The 15,542-nt window shown below is 44.1% G+C and carries 13 protein-coding genes; 4 read left to right on the top strand and 9 right to left on the bottom strand.

The annotated features are described in order from the left end of the window. Positions 1-77 precede the first annotated feature (77 nt). Positions 78-1,748 carry a sensor histidine kinase gene (locus tag M4S28_RS03890; protein ID WP_017091340.1) on the top strand — a complete coding sequence of 557 codons (1,671 nt, stop codon included), beginning with the start codon at positions 78-80 and terminating at the stop codon, positions 1,746-1,748. A 105-nt stretch (positions 1,749-1,853) separates the two neighbouring features. Further along, positions 1,854-2,585: a two-component system response regulator BtsR gene (btsR, locus tag M4S28_RS03885; protein WP_004735051.1), complete on the top strand. Its 732-nt coding sequence runs from the start codon at positions 1,854-1,856 to the stop codon at positions 2,583-2,585. A 173-nt stretch (positions 2,586-2,758) separates the two neighbouring features. Here the strand turns inward: btsR and ispH are convergent, their stop codons facing one another. The 6 genes from ispH to murJ all read right to left on the bottom strand — a co-directional run bounded on the left by ispH (position 2,759) and on the right by murJ (position 10,689). Further along, positions 2,759-3,715 (bottom strand): 4-hydroxy-3-methylbut-2-enyl diphosphate reductase, encoded by a 957-nt coding sequence (gene ispH / locus M4S28_RS03880; RefSeq protein ID WP_012603278.1) that lies wholly within the window; start codon positions 3,713-3,715, stop codon positions 2,759-2,761. 196 nt (positions 3,716-3,911) lie between these two features. Beyond that, a complete protein-coding gene (fkpB, locus tag M4S28_RS03875) occupies positions 3,912-4,343 on the bottom strand; it encodes an FKBP-type peptidyl-prolyl cis-trans isomerase (protein WP_012603277.1) in 432 nt (143 codons plus the stop codon). A gap of 194 nt (positions 4,344-4,537) precedes the next feature. After that, entirely contained in the window at positions 4,538-5,038 is a 501-nt protein-coding gene (gene lspA / locus M4S28_RS03870) for a signal peptidase II (RefSeq protein ID WP_004735054.1), read from the bottom strand. 160 nt (positions 5,039-5,198) lie between these two features. After that, the gene (gene ileS, locus M4S28_RS03865) at positions 5,199-8,057 is read right to left on the bottom strand and encodes an isoleucine--tRNA ligase (RefSeq protein ID WP_004735055.1); all 2,859 of its coding nucleotides are present in this window, start codon (positions 8,055-8,057) and stop codon (positions 5,199-5,201) included. Positions 8,058-8,120: 63 nt separating this feature from the next. After that, entirely contained in the window at positions 8,121-9,056 is a 936-nt protein-coding gene (gene ribF / locus M4S28_RS03860) for a bifunctional riboflavin kinase/FAD synthetase (protein ID WP_017077722.1), read from the bottom strand. A gap of 70 nt (positions 9,057-9,126) precedes the next feature. After that, positions 9,127-10,689 carry a murein biosynthesis integral membrane protein MurJ gene (gene murJ, locus M4S28_RS03855; RefSeq protein WP_050546228.1) on the bottom strand — a complete coding sequence of 521 codons (1,563 nt, stop codon included), beginning with the start codon at positions 10,687-10,689 and terminating at the stop codon, positions 9,127-9,129. Positions 10,690-10,940: 251 nt separating this feature from the next. Between murJ and rpsT the strand changes: the two genes are divergently transcribed. Next, entirely contained in the window at positions 10,941-11,201 is a 261-nt protein-coding gene (rpsT, locus tag M4S28_RS03850; RefSeq protein WP_012603273.1) for a 30S ribosomal protein S20, read from the top strand. A 388-nt stretch (positions 11,202-11,589) separates the two neighbouring features. Here rpsT and M4S28_RS03845 read toward each other — a convergent pair whose 3' ends face one another. Together M4S28_RS03845 and nhaR are read right to left on the bottom strand one after the other, a co-directional pair. After that, on the bottom strand, positions 11,590-11,883 hold the full coding sequence (locus M4S28_RS03845; protein WP_004735028.1) for an ArsR/SmtB family transcription factor: 294 nt from the start codon (positions 11,881-11,883) through the stop codon (positions 11,590-11,592). A gap of 99 nt (positions 11,884-11,982) precedes the next feature. Beyond that, positions 11,983-12,873, bottom strand: a complete 891-nt coding sequence (gene nhaR, locus M4S28_RS03840; protein ID WP_004735027.1) for a transcriptional activator NhaR — start codon at positions 12,871-12,873, stop codon at positions 11,983-11,985. Positions 12,874-13,262: 389 nt separating this feature from the next. Between nhaR and M4S28_RS03835 the strand changes: the two genes are divergently transcribed. Then, positions 13,263-14,408 (top strand): Na/Pi symporter, encoded by a 1,146-nt coding sequence (locus tag M4S28_RS03835; RefSeq protein ID WP_004735026.1) that lies wholly within the window; start codon positions 13,263-13,265, stop codon positions 14,406-14,408. A gap of 489 nt (positions 14,409-14,897) precedes the next feature. Here M4S28_RS03835 and M4S28_RS03830 read toward each other — a convergent pair whose 3' ends face one another. Continuing rightward, entirely contained in the window at positions 14,898-15,374 is a 477-nt protein-coding gene (locus tag M4S28_RS03830) for a hypothetical protein (RefSeq protein WP_249632336.1), read from the bottom strand. Between the last annotated feature and the right edge of the window lie 168 nt (positions 15,375-15,542).

Here is a 15,542-nt window from a genome sequence, read left to right as displayed (position 1 = left end):
CCAATGAAAACACAAGCAAAGCTACCGTTACCACGCAATGAGCTTTACACTTAACCAGCGTCTCAATAGGTGAAAATATGGAACTCATTCTCTCTCTGCTGCAACAAACCTGTGTCTACTTAGTGATTGCTTACATGCTCAGCAAGACTCCACTGATTCTCCCTTTGTTGAGCATCTCCTCACGCTTAAGTCATAAGATAAGCTGCTACGTTCTGTTTTCCCTGTTCTGTATTATGGGCACCTATTTTGGGCTGCAGATTAATGACGCTATCGCCAATACACGCGCGATGGGTGCGGTAATGGGTGGTCTGTTTGGCGGCCCTGTCGTTGGCTTTGCCGTCGGTTTTACTGGCGGTATCCATCGTTACTCTTTGGGTGGATTTACCGATCTAGCTTGTGCGATTTCAACCACAGCAGAAGGCTTGATTGGCGGCCTATTACACGTTTACCTAGTGAGAAAGAACAAAGCCAGCCAGCTGTTTAATCCATTGGTGGTTTTCTCGGTAACCCTGTTTGCAGAGATTATTCAGATGCTAATTCTGTTAGCGGTCGCGAAACCATTCGAGCAGTCCTATGCTCTGGTTTCTGATATTGCCGCGCCAATGATCATTGCTAACTCGGTCGGTGCGGCGCTGTTCATGAGCATCATCCAAGATCGGAAAACCATCTTCGAGAAGTATTCGGCAACTTTCTCACGCCGCGCATTAACCATCGCCGAGCGTTCAGTGGGTATTTTACATGGAGGATTCAATTCGGATAATGCGCAAAAAATCGTGCGGATCATTTACGAAGAGACCAACGTTGGTGCGGTGGCGATCACCGACCGAGAAAAAATCCTCGCGTTCATCGGCATTGGTGACGAACACCATATTCCGAACACGCCGATTTCATCGCAGAGCACGCTCACTTCGATGGAACAGAACGACATCATCTACCTTGATGGCAAAGAGAATCCGTACCAATGCTCCCTTTCGCAAGATTGTAAGCTAGGCTCCGCGCTAATTATCCCGTTAAGAGCAGGAAACGAAGTCATCGGAACCATCAAACTGTATGAGCCAAAGCTGAAACTATTCTCAACCATCAATATGTCGATGGGTGAAGGTATCGCTCAGCTATTATCGAGCCAGATCCTATTTAGCAACTATCAGCAGCAGCAAACGCTGCTGACACAAGCGGAAATCAAACTGCTGCATGCACAGGTGAACCCACACTTCTTGTTTAATGCACTTAACACCATCAGTGCCGTTACACGTCGTGACCCTGATAAAGCACGTGAGCTCATTCAACATCTGTCTCACTTCTTTAGAAGTAACCTGAAGCAGAACATCAACACGGTAAAACTCAAAGATGAACTGGCACACGTTAATGCGTATCTAACCATAGAGAAGGCACGCTTTACCGATCGATTAGAAGTAGAATGGGATATCGACCCGCAACTGTATGAGTCGCAACTGCCAAGCTTTACCCTGCAACCGTTAGTAGAAAATGCCATCAAACATGGGATTTCTAACATGCTGGAAGGTGGCAAAGTGAAGATCTATAGCGAGGCTTTCAAGGGTGGGGTTAAGTTGACCGTTGAAGACAACGCGGGCAATTATCAAAAGCCATCGAAAGATCATGTTGGACTAGGCATGGAAATTGTTGATAAACGACTCACTAATTTCTTTGGACAAGATTCAGCACTAAAAATAGAATCTCAACCACAGCAATTCACTCGAATGAGCTTTATCATACCTATACTGAAATAAGGGCATTTTCGGAGACGACTCGCTCCGATTTGAAACATTTAGAAGCAGACATTTCAAAGAAAAACGTGAACCAAGCAGGGATAGAAGCAAGATGAAGATTGTAGGATGTTAAAGGCATTAGTTGTCGATGATGAGCTTTTTGCTCGCGAAGAACTGATTGAACTACTAACCGAGACTGGAGAAGTGGAAATCATCGGCCAAGCAAGTAACGCGATCGAAGGACTTAAACAGATCAATCTGCTCAAGCCTGACGTGGTGTATTTGGATATCCAAATGCCGCAGGTTACCGGAATCGAACTGTTAAGCATGCTTGATCCAGACACCATGCCTTACGTTGTATTCGTCACTGCCTACGACCAATATGCGATTCAAGCCTTTGAAGACAATGCCTTTGATTACCTACTCAAGCCGGTCGAACCTTGTCGATTAAACAAGAGTGTTTGTCGTCTGAATAAGGTCATCAAGCAGAACCACAAAGCACCGGAACAAGACATCTCAGCGATTGCTCCGTGCCGTTTAGAGCAGATCCCGTGTATCGGCCACAACCGCATTGTGATCATGGCAAGCCAAACGGTCGAGTGCGCTTATTCAGATATCAGTGGTGTGCATGTTCGTAGCTCATCACAAACGGCGACTTCACAGTTAACCCTGAAGATCCTAGAAGAAAAAACCGATTTGATCCGTTGTCATCGACAGTATTTGATCAACATAAAATCGATCCAAGAGATCAAACTGTTGGAAAATGGATTAGCGGAGATCATCACGCTGACTGGTTTTGAAGTGCCTGTCAGTCGTCGCTACCTCAAGACACTGAAAGAGCTACTCGGTCTCCAGTAACCTGTTAGAAATTCGACGACTTGTTCCAAAGCACGATCAAAAAAGCCAACGCATCAACGTTGGCTTCCTACTGTTTACAAATCGATACTGTTTACAAATCAATAGTGTTTGCGAATCGATAGAGTTACGAATCGATAGAGTTACGAATCGATCTTGTCGCCAATCAATAGCGATTAGTCGACTTGCTTAATCTGCAGCTCTTTCGGCACTTCGAAGAACATGTTCTCTTCACGACCTTGAATCTCTTCAACCTCGGTAGCACCCAGCTCACGAATACGATCTAAGATTTGGTTTACCAACTCTTCAGGAGCAGAAGCACCGGCTGTTACACCGATTTTCTTTTTCCCTTCAACCCATTCAGTTTGAATGTCTTCAGGGCAGTCTGTTAGATAACCTGGCGTGCCTAGCTTTTCAGCTAGCTCTTTCAAACGTGTTGAGTTCGATGAGTTCTTAGAACCAACAACTATCACGACATCAACATCACCGGCCATCTCACGGATAGCATCCTGACGGTTTTGAGTCGCGTAGCAGATGTCGTCTTTACGTGGGCCTTGGATCTCAGGGAACACTCGACGTAGCTCTTCAATCACATCCGCCGTTTCATCAACTGACAAAGTGGTTTGGCTAACATAATGCAGGTTACTTGGATCATTCACCACTAGGTTCTGTACATCCTCTGGTCTTTCAACCAAGTACATACCACCAGTTTGGCTAGCGTACTGACCCATGGTGCCTTCAACCTCAGGGTGACCCGCGTGACCAATCAGTACCACTTCCATATGTTTGCGGCTCGCACGAGCAACTTCCATATGAACTTTGGTTACCAAAGGACACGTTGCATCAAATACGGTGAGTTCGCGCTCTTTTGCTTCTTTACGAACAGCTTGAGAAACACCGTGAGCAGAGAAGATCACGATGTTATCGTCTGGCACTTCACTTAACTCTTCGACAAAAATAGCACCACGTTGCTTTAGCCCTTCAACAACAAAGCGGTTGTGTACCACTTCATGACGAACATAGATCGGTGGCTGGTACATTTCGAGTGCACGCTCAACAATACTGATCGCACGATCGACACCGGCACAAAAGCCACGAGGGTTAGCTAACATTATTTTCATTTCATTGCTCATCATTTACCGCGGTACTAAGGTTGTTTCTATAGAGTTCGCTGTCAGCGAAGATCGCATTCTACAGTGAAGCGCCTAGACAGTGAAGCTCTGGGTTACATCACAGCTGTAAGGTGATGTTATTCAACCGTCAATATAGCGATTCTAACGTTAAGATAGCTATTCTAACGCTAAGATAGTTAATCCACCGCTAAAATAGTTAGTCCACTGCTAAGATGTTAACGTCAAACGTAACGTCTTGGCCTGCTAATGGATGATTAAAATCAACCGTCACTGAATCACCCGCGATCTCAGTGATAATACCTGGAATTTCCATACCATCAGGACCAGAGAAAGCCATAATAGTGCCAACTTCGACTTCAGAATCGCCAACAAATTTAGCACGATCCATATGATGAATGTGATCTGGATTTGGCATCCCAAAAGCGTCTTGCGCCTTCAATTCGATAGACTTTTCAGTCCCCGTTTCAAGACCAATCAAGCACTGTTCAAAGTTCTCACTTAGGCTGCCATCACCCATAACGAACTTCGCAGGCTTACCCATATTTTCGGTGCTATCGGCAACTGAACCATCCTTCATTTTAATCGTAAAATGTAGAGTTACTGCTGAATCATTTTTAATTGCTGCCACGTTACTTTCCTTAGATTTCTTTATTATTTGAGGATGCGCTGTGCTTTGCTTCCTTGTTGACTGAAGCATAAAAAAAAGCGCCGCCGGAATCAACCGACAGCGCTTAGGGCTATTCCATTCTGTGAGTCATAGACTGACTTTAGGGCAATCTAATTCAAAGCGATTTAGTTAATACTCATTAATACCTGAGTCGCCTATTTGCTTTCATCTTTCTTGCGGAAACCATCTAGGATGATCATCGCAGCACCGATACAGATCCCCATATCCGCTAAGTTAAACGCAGGCCAATGGTAAGTACCCCAGTAGAAATCTAAGTAATCGACAACAAAGCCGTGTACTACTCGGTCAAATACGTTACCAACAGCACCACCAATGATGATCGCATAAGCAATGTTATTCCACTTCTCTGCCGCAGGTAGTTTGCTCATCCAGTATGTCAGCATGCCCGTTACCGCAAAGGCGATACCCGTAAATAACCAACGCTGCCAGCCACTCTGATCGCTCAGAAAGCTAAATGCTGCACCATAGTTATGGACATACAAAAAGTTAAAGAATGGCAACACCTCAATACGGTTTGCCCAGCCATAACCCATATTGTCCATGACGAACAGTTTGATGCCAATATCGGCAAGGAAGACCAACAGAGCCAGCCATAACCAACGCACACCAGATTGTTTTAACGAAACTTCACTCATTTCTATTCCTAGTATTTACGAAGCCAGTACCCATTTAATCTTCCTGTTTAAGGGATGATGAGCACTCAACTCGGTTAAACACATTTCCTATAATTAAAAATAACCCCAGTTGATACTGGGGCTATGATTTTTACAAAAAGTTCAGTCTTTCTCTGAGTCGTTATGCGTATTTACGCACTTCGCCTTCACCGTCAATGTTCGACACACAACGACCACAAATTTTCTCGTGACCTTCGATTGTGCCTACATCTGGAGTGTGGTGCCAGCAACGGTCACACTTCTCAGCTTCAGTTGCTGCGACTTCAACGTATAAACCTGCAACGTCTGTCGCTTGAGCTGTATCAGACTTGTCGCTAAGCGGCTTAACAACAGCAGCAGAGGTGATAAGTACGAAACGTAGCTCATCTTCTAGCTTGTTGATTTTAGCAGCTAGTGCGTCGTCAGCGTATAGAGTCACTTCAGCCTGCAATGCACCACCGATCGTTTTCTCTTTACGAGCATCTTCAAGAAGTTTGTTCACTGCGCCACGAACAGACTGGATTTCAGTCCAGAATTCGTTACTTAGCTCTTCGTCGTCAGCAAGACCAAATAGGCCTTCGAACCACTCGCCTGTGAATACAAACGTGTCGCGTTCGCCAGGCATCTCGTTCCAGATTTCATCTGCAGTGAACGACATAATAGGCGCCATCCAACGAACTAGAGCTTCTACGATGTAGTAAAGCGCCGTTTGACAGCTACGTTGAGCATGGCTGCCCTGTTTCGCTGTGTACTGACGGTCTTTAATTACGTCTAGGTAGAAAGAACCCATTTCGATAGAACAGAACTGCATTAGACGTTGAGTCACACCGTGAGTGTTGTACTCACCGTATGCTTTAACGATCTCTTCTTGTGCAGCTTGAGCACGGCCAACAGCCCAGCGATCAAGTGCGACCATTTCTTCAGCAGGCACTAGGTCAGTTTCAGGGTTGAAACCGTTCAAGTTCGCTAGGAAGAAACGAGCCGTGTTACGAATACGACGGTAAGCATCAGCAGAACGCTTAAGGATCTCGTCAGAAACCGCAACTTCGTTAGTGTAATCCGTAGAAGCAACCCATAGACGTAGGATATCTGCGCCTAGCTTGTTGGTTACATCTTTAGGAGCAACAACGTTACCGATAGATTTAGACATCTTACGGCCGTTACCATCAACCACGAAACCGTGCGTTAGCACTTGCTTGTATGGTGCTTCGTCTTTCATCGCGATAGATGAAATCAAAGATGACTGGAACCAGCCACGGTGTTGGTCAGAACCTTCAAGGTACAGATCAGCACTGTGCGTTCTTTCTTCATTCGGGAAGTTGTACTCTTCACGAGAATCCACAACAGAGAAGTGCGTTACACCTGAGTCGAACCATACGTCTAACGTATCAAGTACTTTCTCGTACTTGTCAGCGTCTTCAGCACCCATCAGTTCAGCAGCATCGACATCCCACCAAGCTTGAATGCCTTTTTCTTCCACAAGCTTCGCTACTTTTTCAATAAGAGCTGGGCTATCTGGGTGAAGTTCTGATGTTTCTTTATGAACGAACAGAGCAATTGGCACACCCCAAGTACGTTGACGAGAGATACACCACTCAGGGCGACCTTCGATCATACCTTCGATACGGCTTTGACCCCATTCTGGCATCCATTCAACACTCTTCGTTGACTCTAGTGCTTTTGCACGTAGGCCAGCTTGATCCATAGAGATGAACCACTGCGGTGTTGCACGGAAGATGATTGGAGTTTTATGTCTCCAACAGTGTGGGTAGCTGTGCTCGTAAGCGTGGTGATGCAGTAGTGCACCTTTCTCTTTTAGAACTTCTAAAACAGAATCGTTCGCTTTGAATACATGCTGACCAGCAAATAGCTCAGTATCTGGCAGGTAAACGCCGTTTGAGCCTACTGGGTTAGCGATTTCTAGGTCGTACTTCTTACCAACCACGAAATCCTCTTGACCATGACCAGGCGCAGTGTGAACCACACCAGTACCTGAATCCGTTGTAACGTGGTCGCCAAGAACAGCAGGAACAGTAAAATCGTAGAACGGGTGGTTGAACTGAGAAAGCTCAAGATCAGCACCAGTCGCAAAACCAAGGTTATGGAAGTGCTCGATACCTGTACGATCCATTACGTCTTTTGCTAGTTCAGAAGCAACAACGATACGTTGAGCTGGCTGTTCGCCATTCGCTTCAACTTGGATAAGTACGTATTCAAGATCATCACGTAAACATACTGCGCGGTTAGCAGGCAGAGTCCACGGTGTTGTCGTCCAGATAACGATAGAGATTTCGCCCTGACCCGCGTGACCTTCCGCTAGAGTAAATTTCTCTAGAAGCGCCGCTTCGTCAGCTGCTGTAAATTTCACATCGATAGATGGAGAAACTTTATCTTTATATTCAACTTCAGCTTCAGCCAAAGCAGAACCACAGTCAGTACACCAGTGAACTGGTTTGAAACCTTTAAGAAGGTGACCTTTGTCTGCGATTTTGCCTAGAGAACGAATGATGTTCGCTTCAGTGCCGAAATCCATAGTGCGGTAAGGTTTATCCCACTCGCCCATGATACCAAGACGTTTGAAGCTCTCTTTCTGACCTTCAACTTGGCCCGCAGCGTACTTACGACACTCTTCGCGGAATTCAGCAGCCGAAATCTTCTGACCTGGCTTACCTTTCTTCTTCTCAACCATCAACTCGATTGGAAGACCGTGACAGTCCCAACCTGGGATGTACGGTGCATCAAAACCAGAAAGGGTCTTAGATTTGATAATAATGTCTTTAAGAATCTTATTCAGCGCGTGGCCAATGTGAATGTCGCCGTTCGCGTATGGAGGGCCGTCATGCAGCACGAAAGATTTTTTACCTTTCTTTGCCTTACGGATTTCGCCGTAAAGATCTTCTTTGTACCAACGCTTCAGCATTTCTGGTTCACGATTTGCCAGATTGCCGCGCATTGGGAACCCTGTTTCTGGTAAGTTCAGGGTATCTTTATAATCACTCATCGATTCTTAATTCCGTTATATTGGGCGAAGTTAGACATTATGTTAATCGGTGGAATCATCCGACTAATTCTTTAGCTGAAGCAGCCACACCCTTGCGGCTTCAGCATCCAATTCTATTTGATTCTTTAGTGCGTCGAACGATTCAAATTTTATCTCGTCGCGCAGTTTGTGCAAAAGTCGTACTTCTAACTGTTTACCATATAAATTGGCTTTAAAGTCAAAAAAGTGCACTTCTAATTGCTGCCTTACACCATTAACCGTTGGTCGTTGTCCAATATTAGCAACGCCACCGACAGGAACACCGTCGATATCCAATGCTTCAACAACATACACTCCCGATACAGGAGAAACACAACGTTTTAATGGAATGTTAGCGGTAGGGAAACCGATAGTTCTCCCTAGTTTTCGACCATGAGACACACGACCACTAATACTGTAGTCACGCCCTAACATGGTAGCACTTGCAGCCAAATCATCGACCGCTAGTGCATTCCGTATCTCAGTGCTGCTTACTCGTAGTTGATTTAAGCAATAGCTTTGGGTGCTTACCACCTCAAAACCATATTTTTCGCCCGCTTCTTTAAGCATCGCGAAATTACCTGTTCGACCTTTGCCAAAGCAAAAATCGTCACCAACCACCAAGAATTTCACACCAAGCTTATCAACCAAAAGATCCTTAATGAATGCTTCTGCGGATAAGCTTGCAAAATACTGATTGAAATTCACACACAACAACCGACTGATATCTAGCTTACTCAATTGCACATATTTATCTCGTAAGCGAGTTAAACGTGCTGGCGCTTTACCTCGGGCAAACAGCTCCATAGGCTGTGGTTCAAACGTCATGACAACAGAAGGGAGCCCTAATGCTGCAGCTTGTTTAGAAACCTGACTCAGAACCTCTTGATGTCCTAAATGAACACCATCGAAGTTACCTATGGTTAATACACAGCCATGATGCTGCGCTTTAATATTGTGTATACCTCGGATCAGTTCCATTATGATCAGCTAAAACCTGTTATTTGCATCATTTATTGTGTGAAACCGACGGATTATATACTAATCAGTATTAATCTGTCGCTGCTTTTAAATGTTTTACTCGGATACCTAAAATCAGTACCGAAACAATATAAACAAAGCCACCAAGTCCAATCAAGCCTGTTAATGTCAGCGCTCTCTGGCTAAAGCTCCATTCAAGCCAATGTTGCATATTATCCAACTGCCATAAAATCGCCGCGACCATCACTACGCCAGAGATAATCAATTTGGCACTGAACAACAAGGTTGTCTTAGATAATTGATACACACCTGCAAGATGCAATCCACGATACAACAAGGCCATATTCACAAAGGCAGACAATGCCGTCGCTATCGCCAAGCCAACATAACCATAGAAATACGCAAAAATCGCGTTGAACACCATGTTGGTGACCATGGCGATAATGCCGTACTTCACTGGGGTTTTAGTATCTTGGCGAGAGTAATAGCCCGGAGCTAACACTTTAATCAGCATGAAGTTAAGCAAACCCGATGCGTAAGCAACCAATGACATTGATGCCTGCTGTACATCATGCGGCGAAAACTCACCACGCATGAAGAGCACCATCAACATCGGCTTAGCTAAAACTATTAGGCCTAACATTGCAGGAATGCCAAGCAGCAACACCATACGCACCCCCCAGTCCATGGTGTGCGCAAACCCTTCACCTTGAGCTTCAACGTGTTTACGAGACAAAGCAGGAAGAATGACAGTCGCAATCGCAATACCGAATAGACCTAGTGGGAATTCAAGCAGTCGGTCTGAATAATACAACCAACTGATCGAACCGGTCGCTAGGAAGCTAGCAATAAAGGTATCAAACAATAAGTTAATTTGGCTGACAGATACACCGAACAGAGCTGGGATCATTAGCGTACGGATCTTTACAACGCCCGGATCTCTCCAGCCCCACTTCGGCTTAACCAGAACACCCGCTTTTATCAAGAAAGGCATTTGGAAAAGAAATTGGACTAAGCCACCAAGAAACACACCGATTGCCAAGCCAATTTCAGGCTGTTCTAAATTAGGAGCAAGAAACCAAGCACAAGCAATGATCATTACGTTCAAGAAAACAGGTGTAAATGACGAAACCGCAAATTTACCCATGGTATTGAGGATTGCACCAGATAAGGCGACAAAGGTAATAAACCATAAATAAGGAAAGGTAATCTTGAGCATAAAGCTCGCCAGCTCAAATTTAGGGGCTGCTGGGCCATCATTCAACCAATCGATAAACCAACCTGCACCAAACATCGCAGTGATCACACCCGAGCCCAAGACTCCGATAACAGTCACTATAGACACTAAAACCCCGAGCGTACCCGACACTTTAGCAATTAAATCTCGTGTCTTATCTTTATCACCTGCGGCGTGATATTCTGTTAATACAGGAACAAACGCTTGAGAAAACGCACCTTCTGCAAAAAGTCGACGTAAGAAATTAGGAATTTTATTAGCGAAGAAAAATACGTCGGCACTCGCTCCTGCTCCCATCAAATTTGCTACTACTACATCACGTACTAGCCCCAACACACGGGAAACAAAAGTCATTGCACTGACAATCAGGCCTGACTTTAATAGTCGTTTACTCACAGAAACCTCTGACACTGGTTGATTACTTTCAAGCAAGGATAAATACTATCCTGTCCTTAGAAGCATAATTATTAGCATTGGTCTAAAAATGCTGTTAGAATCCCCGCCATCTTAACCGCGATGACCTTTCCATACCAAAATTTGTTTTGGCTGAGATTGGTTTTTGCACAAATCATTTGACAATTAAGCGCCTATGAGGGATAGTCCTCGCCCTTAAATTGTCACCGAACTAAGTTTTTGGGAGTTAGACCTTGGCAAACAGTAAATCTGCTAAGAAGCGCGCTATCCAAGCTGAGAAACGTCGCCAGCACAATGCTAGCCGTCGTTCTATGATGCGCACTTACATGAAAAAAACTATTGCAGCTATTGAAGCTGGCAATAAAGAAGCTGCAACTGCTGCTCTTGTAGAAGTTACACCTCTTCTAGACCGCATGGCGACTAAAGGCCTTATTCATAAGAATAAAGCTGCACGTCATAAGTCTCGTTTCGCTGCTGCAATCAAAGCTCTTTAATAGAAATTTGATTACAACGCAAAACGAAAAAAACCGGCCTCGGCCGGTTTTTTTATATCTAAATTTTGAGTAACACAGCGACTTTTCTTGCTGAACATTATTTAGCTGACTTAAAAGCACGTGGTTTACCGACAGATACTTACTTACTAAAAGGCATTTGGCTAACTGACACGTATTTGCTTACTAAAAGGCATATCGCTTACTAAAGGCCTATCGCTGACTACAAGATATACCGCTGACCGATAGACAACTAAGCATATAAAAAACAGACAAGAAAATAGATAAATAGGTAGGTAAATAGATAGGCAGTAACATTCGATATGAAATACTGACACTTCCTTGTGTCATTCTATCACTGATAAGAAATCCCCCTCCCACCAGCAATAAGCTACTTGCAGTAAATACCATGCAGTAGGTTAATCATCGCTTTTACTTCTTCACTGCTCAATGTGTAATACACAGTTTGAGCTTCTTTGCGAGTTTCGACCAAACCATCTCTTCTCAACCAAGCAAGATGTTGAGATAAAGCAGACTGACTCAGTTCCAACTTGCCACACAACTCCCCAACTGACAGCTCAGTACCATGTAATAGGCACAAAATCTGTAAGCGACGCTCGTTGGCCATGGCTTTGAGTAGAATCACAGCTTGCGCTGAGTTCTTCTCCATCTCTTTTAAGTTCATAGTTTGGCTCCCTACAACCTTTACACCAACTACGGCTATTAGTATTTCCGGCATATGGTGGCGTTATGATAATCGATATCAATTCATTAACAAACCGCCTCACTCGAACAATTTGCTAAAATCTGCGTCACATACATTTTTTACTGCTGGATGTTGGATCATCCTCTCAGCAAATATGACGTAGTACTCCTCTTTTAATTCTTCAATACCAACCAATAATTGCAGTGATGAATCCTCTTCAACTTCAGACATATAAAGCGTAGGCGCTAAGAAGATAGCGTCATCGTGATAACGAGCAAAAGCCTTCATCAATGCCGCATCATCAAACTCACCCAAAATATCGGGTTTAAGTCCTTGTCTATCAAACCATTGCAGCACTTTACGCCCCATCGAGGTTCGACTTCCTGGGATCAAAAGCTTTCTTTGCTCTAATACAGCCGGGAAGCTAACACCTTCAACCTTACCCGAACTGAAAAAACTCATTCCACTCTCACCTAACTTCTTACTAAACAGGCCAGGACTTTGACTCGAATCCACCGGACAGTCAGACAAGATCATATCGAGCTTATGTTGAGACAGTTGCTCAAGTAGCATTTCATGGGTCGATTCAAAGCAGCGTAAATGAATACTGTTATCTGGGGGAATGGTCGACATCAGTATCTTGCTGACAAGCCTTTTAGACAGCGCATCTGCAACACCAACATCAAACAGAATATTGGAGTGCTGGCTATAATTCACGATATCCAGCATCTCGTAGCTCAGGCCAAACATACGGTCGGAATATTTAAAGACTAGCTGTCCAAGCTCTGTAGGCTCAACACTGCGACCATTGCGCTTGGTCAACTTGCCATCCATACGCTCTTCTAACGCTTTTATCTGACCTGTTACCGTTTGTGGTGTTAGGAATAGAGCTTCTGCTGCTTTAGTAACAGAGCCTTGCTTGCAAACCATCCAGAAGTAATAAAGGTGGTTATAGTTGAGGTGCGACATAGATGTGCCGTAATAAAAGAGTAGATACCCTTTTATATCAAATATGACACCTTCGCTCAACAAACTCGGAAAAACCTAACCAAACTAGTTATTACCACTTATTTTTTCGAAGTGTCTGATTTCATAATGTAATATTTCAGCAATTATTTTTAATTTTTCTCTAACTTTTAAGATCTATATCACCTATCAAAAACACGAATAAAACACCACAAAAACAACAAGTTAAACCACCACCATTTCAAGGCCAAATATTTAAAGGGCAAATCATCACAAAAAAGTCTCACCTAAACCAAAATGTAATATTACTGAAATATTTGTTCTCTAACATCACGCTCAGATTAAACAAACAGACCAAACACAGACTTAAACGGTCCAATGGAGAAAACATTATGAACCAAGCTACTACTGCAGCAGCGCCTATCTCGAGCACAACTCGTTGGCTACGCTGGGCTAACTTGGCATTCATGCTTTACCTACTATTACTTTCAGTTTCAATGGTTGGTACAGGCTTCAAATGGGCAACAGGCGAGCAAGCAAAGGTTCTTTTCGAATTTGCTTCACACCCAGTTGCAGGCTTAATGATTGGTTTAGTGGCAACAGCACTTATTCAATCATCAAGTACAGTTACTTCAATTATCGTTGGCCTTGTGGCAGGTGGTTTACCTGTTGAGCTAGCAATCCCTATGATCATGGGTGCGAACATTGGTACGACAGTAACCAATACGCTAGTTAGTCTTGGTCATGTTCGTTGTAAAGATGAGTTCAAACGTGCATTCGCAAGTGCGACGATTCACGACTTCTTTAACCTATTAGCCGTTGCTATTTTCCTACCACTAGAGATGGCGTTTGGTATTCTAGAGAAGATTTCTCACTGGTTAGTATCACCGATGCTAGCAACAGGTGATATGAGCATGGGTGGTCTTAACTTCATCAAGCCAATCACTAAACCAGTAGTCAGTGCGATTAAAGAGCCACTATCGACATTTGGCGACACCGTTGGCGGTATCATGCTTATCGTTCTAGGTATCGCGACTATCTTCGTAGCTATCACGGTAATGGGTAAGCTAATGAAGAGCCTGATGGTGGGTCGTGCTCGTGAGATTCTAAAGAATGCAATTGGTCGTGGTCCTATCCACGGTATCGCTTCTGGCTCTATCGTTACTATCCTTGTTCAGTCATCTTCTACGACAACAAGCTTGATGGTTCCACTAGTAGGTTCAGGTGTCCTTAAAGTACGTGACGTTTACCCATTCACTCTGGGTGCAAACATCGGTACGTGTATTACCGCTCTATTAGCAGCGACAGCAGTATCTGGTGAGTTCGCAGTATTTGCACTGCAGATTGCTCTAGTACACTTGGTGTTCAACATCATGGCAACGGTATTCATCTTTGGTATTCCGTTCCTACGTGAACTACCAGTAAAAGCCGCTGATATTATTTCTGACATGGCTGTGAAGAACAAATCTGTAGTGGCTGGTTACCTTATTGCGGTATTCCTTGTACTGCCTGGTACCGTGTTAGCACTGACGGCTTAATCGCTAAATACTTAGATAGCTTAACCGCTAACAAGACACATCGCTTATAACAAAGCCCGCAACCTCCTAGGTTGCGGGCTTTTTCTTTTTAAGAGCAGATGAGGGAAGCAAAAAGTAGATACGGGATGCGAGTGAACGAGTAACGAAGAGCTAAAAGAAGATACGAGATTCGGGTAGAGAGTGACGAAAAGCGACTTCCTCTCATTATCTGCGTTTTGATATTTAGTATCTTACGGACTCAAATCTAAACACGCTCTTCGTATCCCTTATCTCGTTTACTCGTATCTAAACAATCTCACACCTAAACACCCGTCATTCCCTACAGCGAGGAACGAGCGTGATAGGGAATCTATCTAACACACAACACTCAGAGATTCCCTACTCCTTCCTTCGTCAGTCTAGGGAATGACAGGGGCTTTTGATCTTCGCATCTCGCATCTCGTTTACTCGTATCTAGCTACCCTTCGTATCCCGCATCTAAAAAAACACTTACTTACCTTGCTCATTACGCAGATACATAATGGCAACCATGCCAAACCCGATAAATTGCCATAGATACTGCCCGTCGCTTGCGCCTGTGATGGTTTGAGTGAAAGCCATACAAGAAGTCACAAACAGAGAAGCAAAGGCTGCATAGAGTAACCACGGACGCTCCTTGCCAGACATGAACTCACCTGCAAATACCGAACGGATAACCAGTAAAAACGGCACACATTGCAAAGCAATCAGAATAGGGAACATAAAATCGAATGTTGGACTCAGTAGAGCATGACCGACTTGGCTCTTATCCCAAGTTCCTACAATATAGCCTTTCCAGCCAGCCCAAGTATCACCTGAATAAGCGGTATCTGGCGTAATAAAGCCAAGCACAACGCCCATCACTTTATCGATAAAGCCATTTTTGAACCAAAAGACGAATAAGAAGATCTGAATTGGAATGATCTGAAAAGCAAACTTCTTCAACATGTGTGTACCCCAAATAATTAATGATTTGGTTACCAGTATGTGGAAGTCGATGTTTTTACGCTTGATGCAAGGCAATCGAGCCTGAGTCCAAACAATAATCAAACATGTTGAGAAGCCTGTCGGCACAAGAAAACCTTGCGGAAGAGCCGTTACTATTAGCGGTAACTC

Origin of the sequence: Vibrio sp. J383, assembly GCF_023503985.1 — a bacterium.
In the GTDB taxonomy this organism is placed as follows: domain Bacteria; phylum Pseudomonadota; class Gammaproteobacteria; order Enterobacterales; family Vibrionaceae; genus Vibrio; species Vibrio splendidus.
The sequence above is the reverse complement of the archived record's forward strand: the minus strand, read 5'-3'. Positions and strand labels throughout refer to the sequence as shown.

What these genes read in the sequence shown, in the direction of transcription:
- btsR (WP_004735051.1), top strand. Translation starts at nt 1,854, where the DNA reads ATGTTAAAGGCATTAGTTGTCGATGATGAGCTTTTTGCTCGCGAAGAA.
- M4S28_RS03830 (WP_249632336.1), bottom strand. Translation starts at nt 15,374, where the DNA reads ATGTTGAAGAAGTTTGCTTTTCAGATCATTCCAATTCAGATCTTCTTA.
- nhaR (WP_004735027.1), bottom strand. Translation starts at nt 12,873, where the DNA reads ATGTCGCACCTCAACTATAACCACCTTTATTACTTCTGGATGGTTTGC.
- M4S28_RS03845 (WP_004735028.1), bottom strand. Translation starts at nt 11,883, where the DNA reads ATGAACTTAAAAGAGATGGAGAAGAACTCAGCGCAAGCTGTGATTCTA.
- M4S28_RS03890 (WP_017091340.1), top strand. Translation starts at nt 78, where the DNA reads ATGGAACTCATTCTCTCTCTGCTGCAACAAACCTGTGTCTACTTAGTG.
- M4S28_RS03835 (WP_004735026.1), top strand. Translation starts at nt 13,263, where the DNA reads ATGAACCAAGCTACTACTGCAGCAGCGCCTATCTCGAGCACAACTCGT.
- ispH (WP_012603278.1), bottom strand. Translation starts at nt 3,715, where the DNA reads ATGAGCAATGAAATGAAAATAATGTTAGCTAACCCTCGTGGCTTTTGT.
- ribF (WP_017077722.1), bottom strand. Translation starts at nt 9,056, where the DNA reads ATGGAACTGATCCGAGGTATACACAATATTAAAGCGCAGCATCATGGC.
- lspA (WP_004735054.1), bottom strand. Translation starts at nt 5,038, where the DNA reads ATGAGTGAAGTTTCGTTAAAACAATCTGGTGTGCGTTGGTTATGGCTG.
- ileS (WP_004735055.1), bottom strand. Translation starts at nt 8,057, where the DNA reads ATGAGTGATTATAAAGATACCCTGAACTTACCAGAAACAGGGTTCCCA.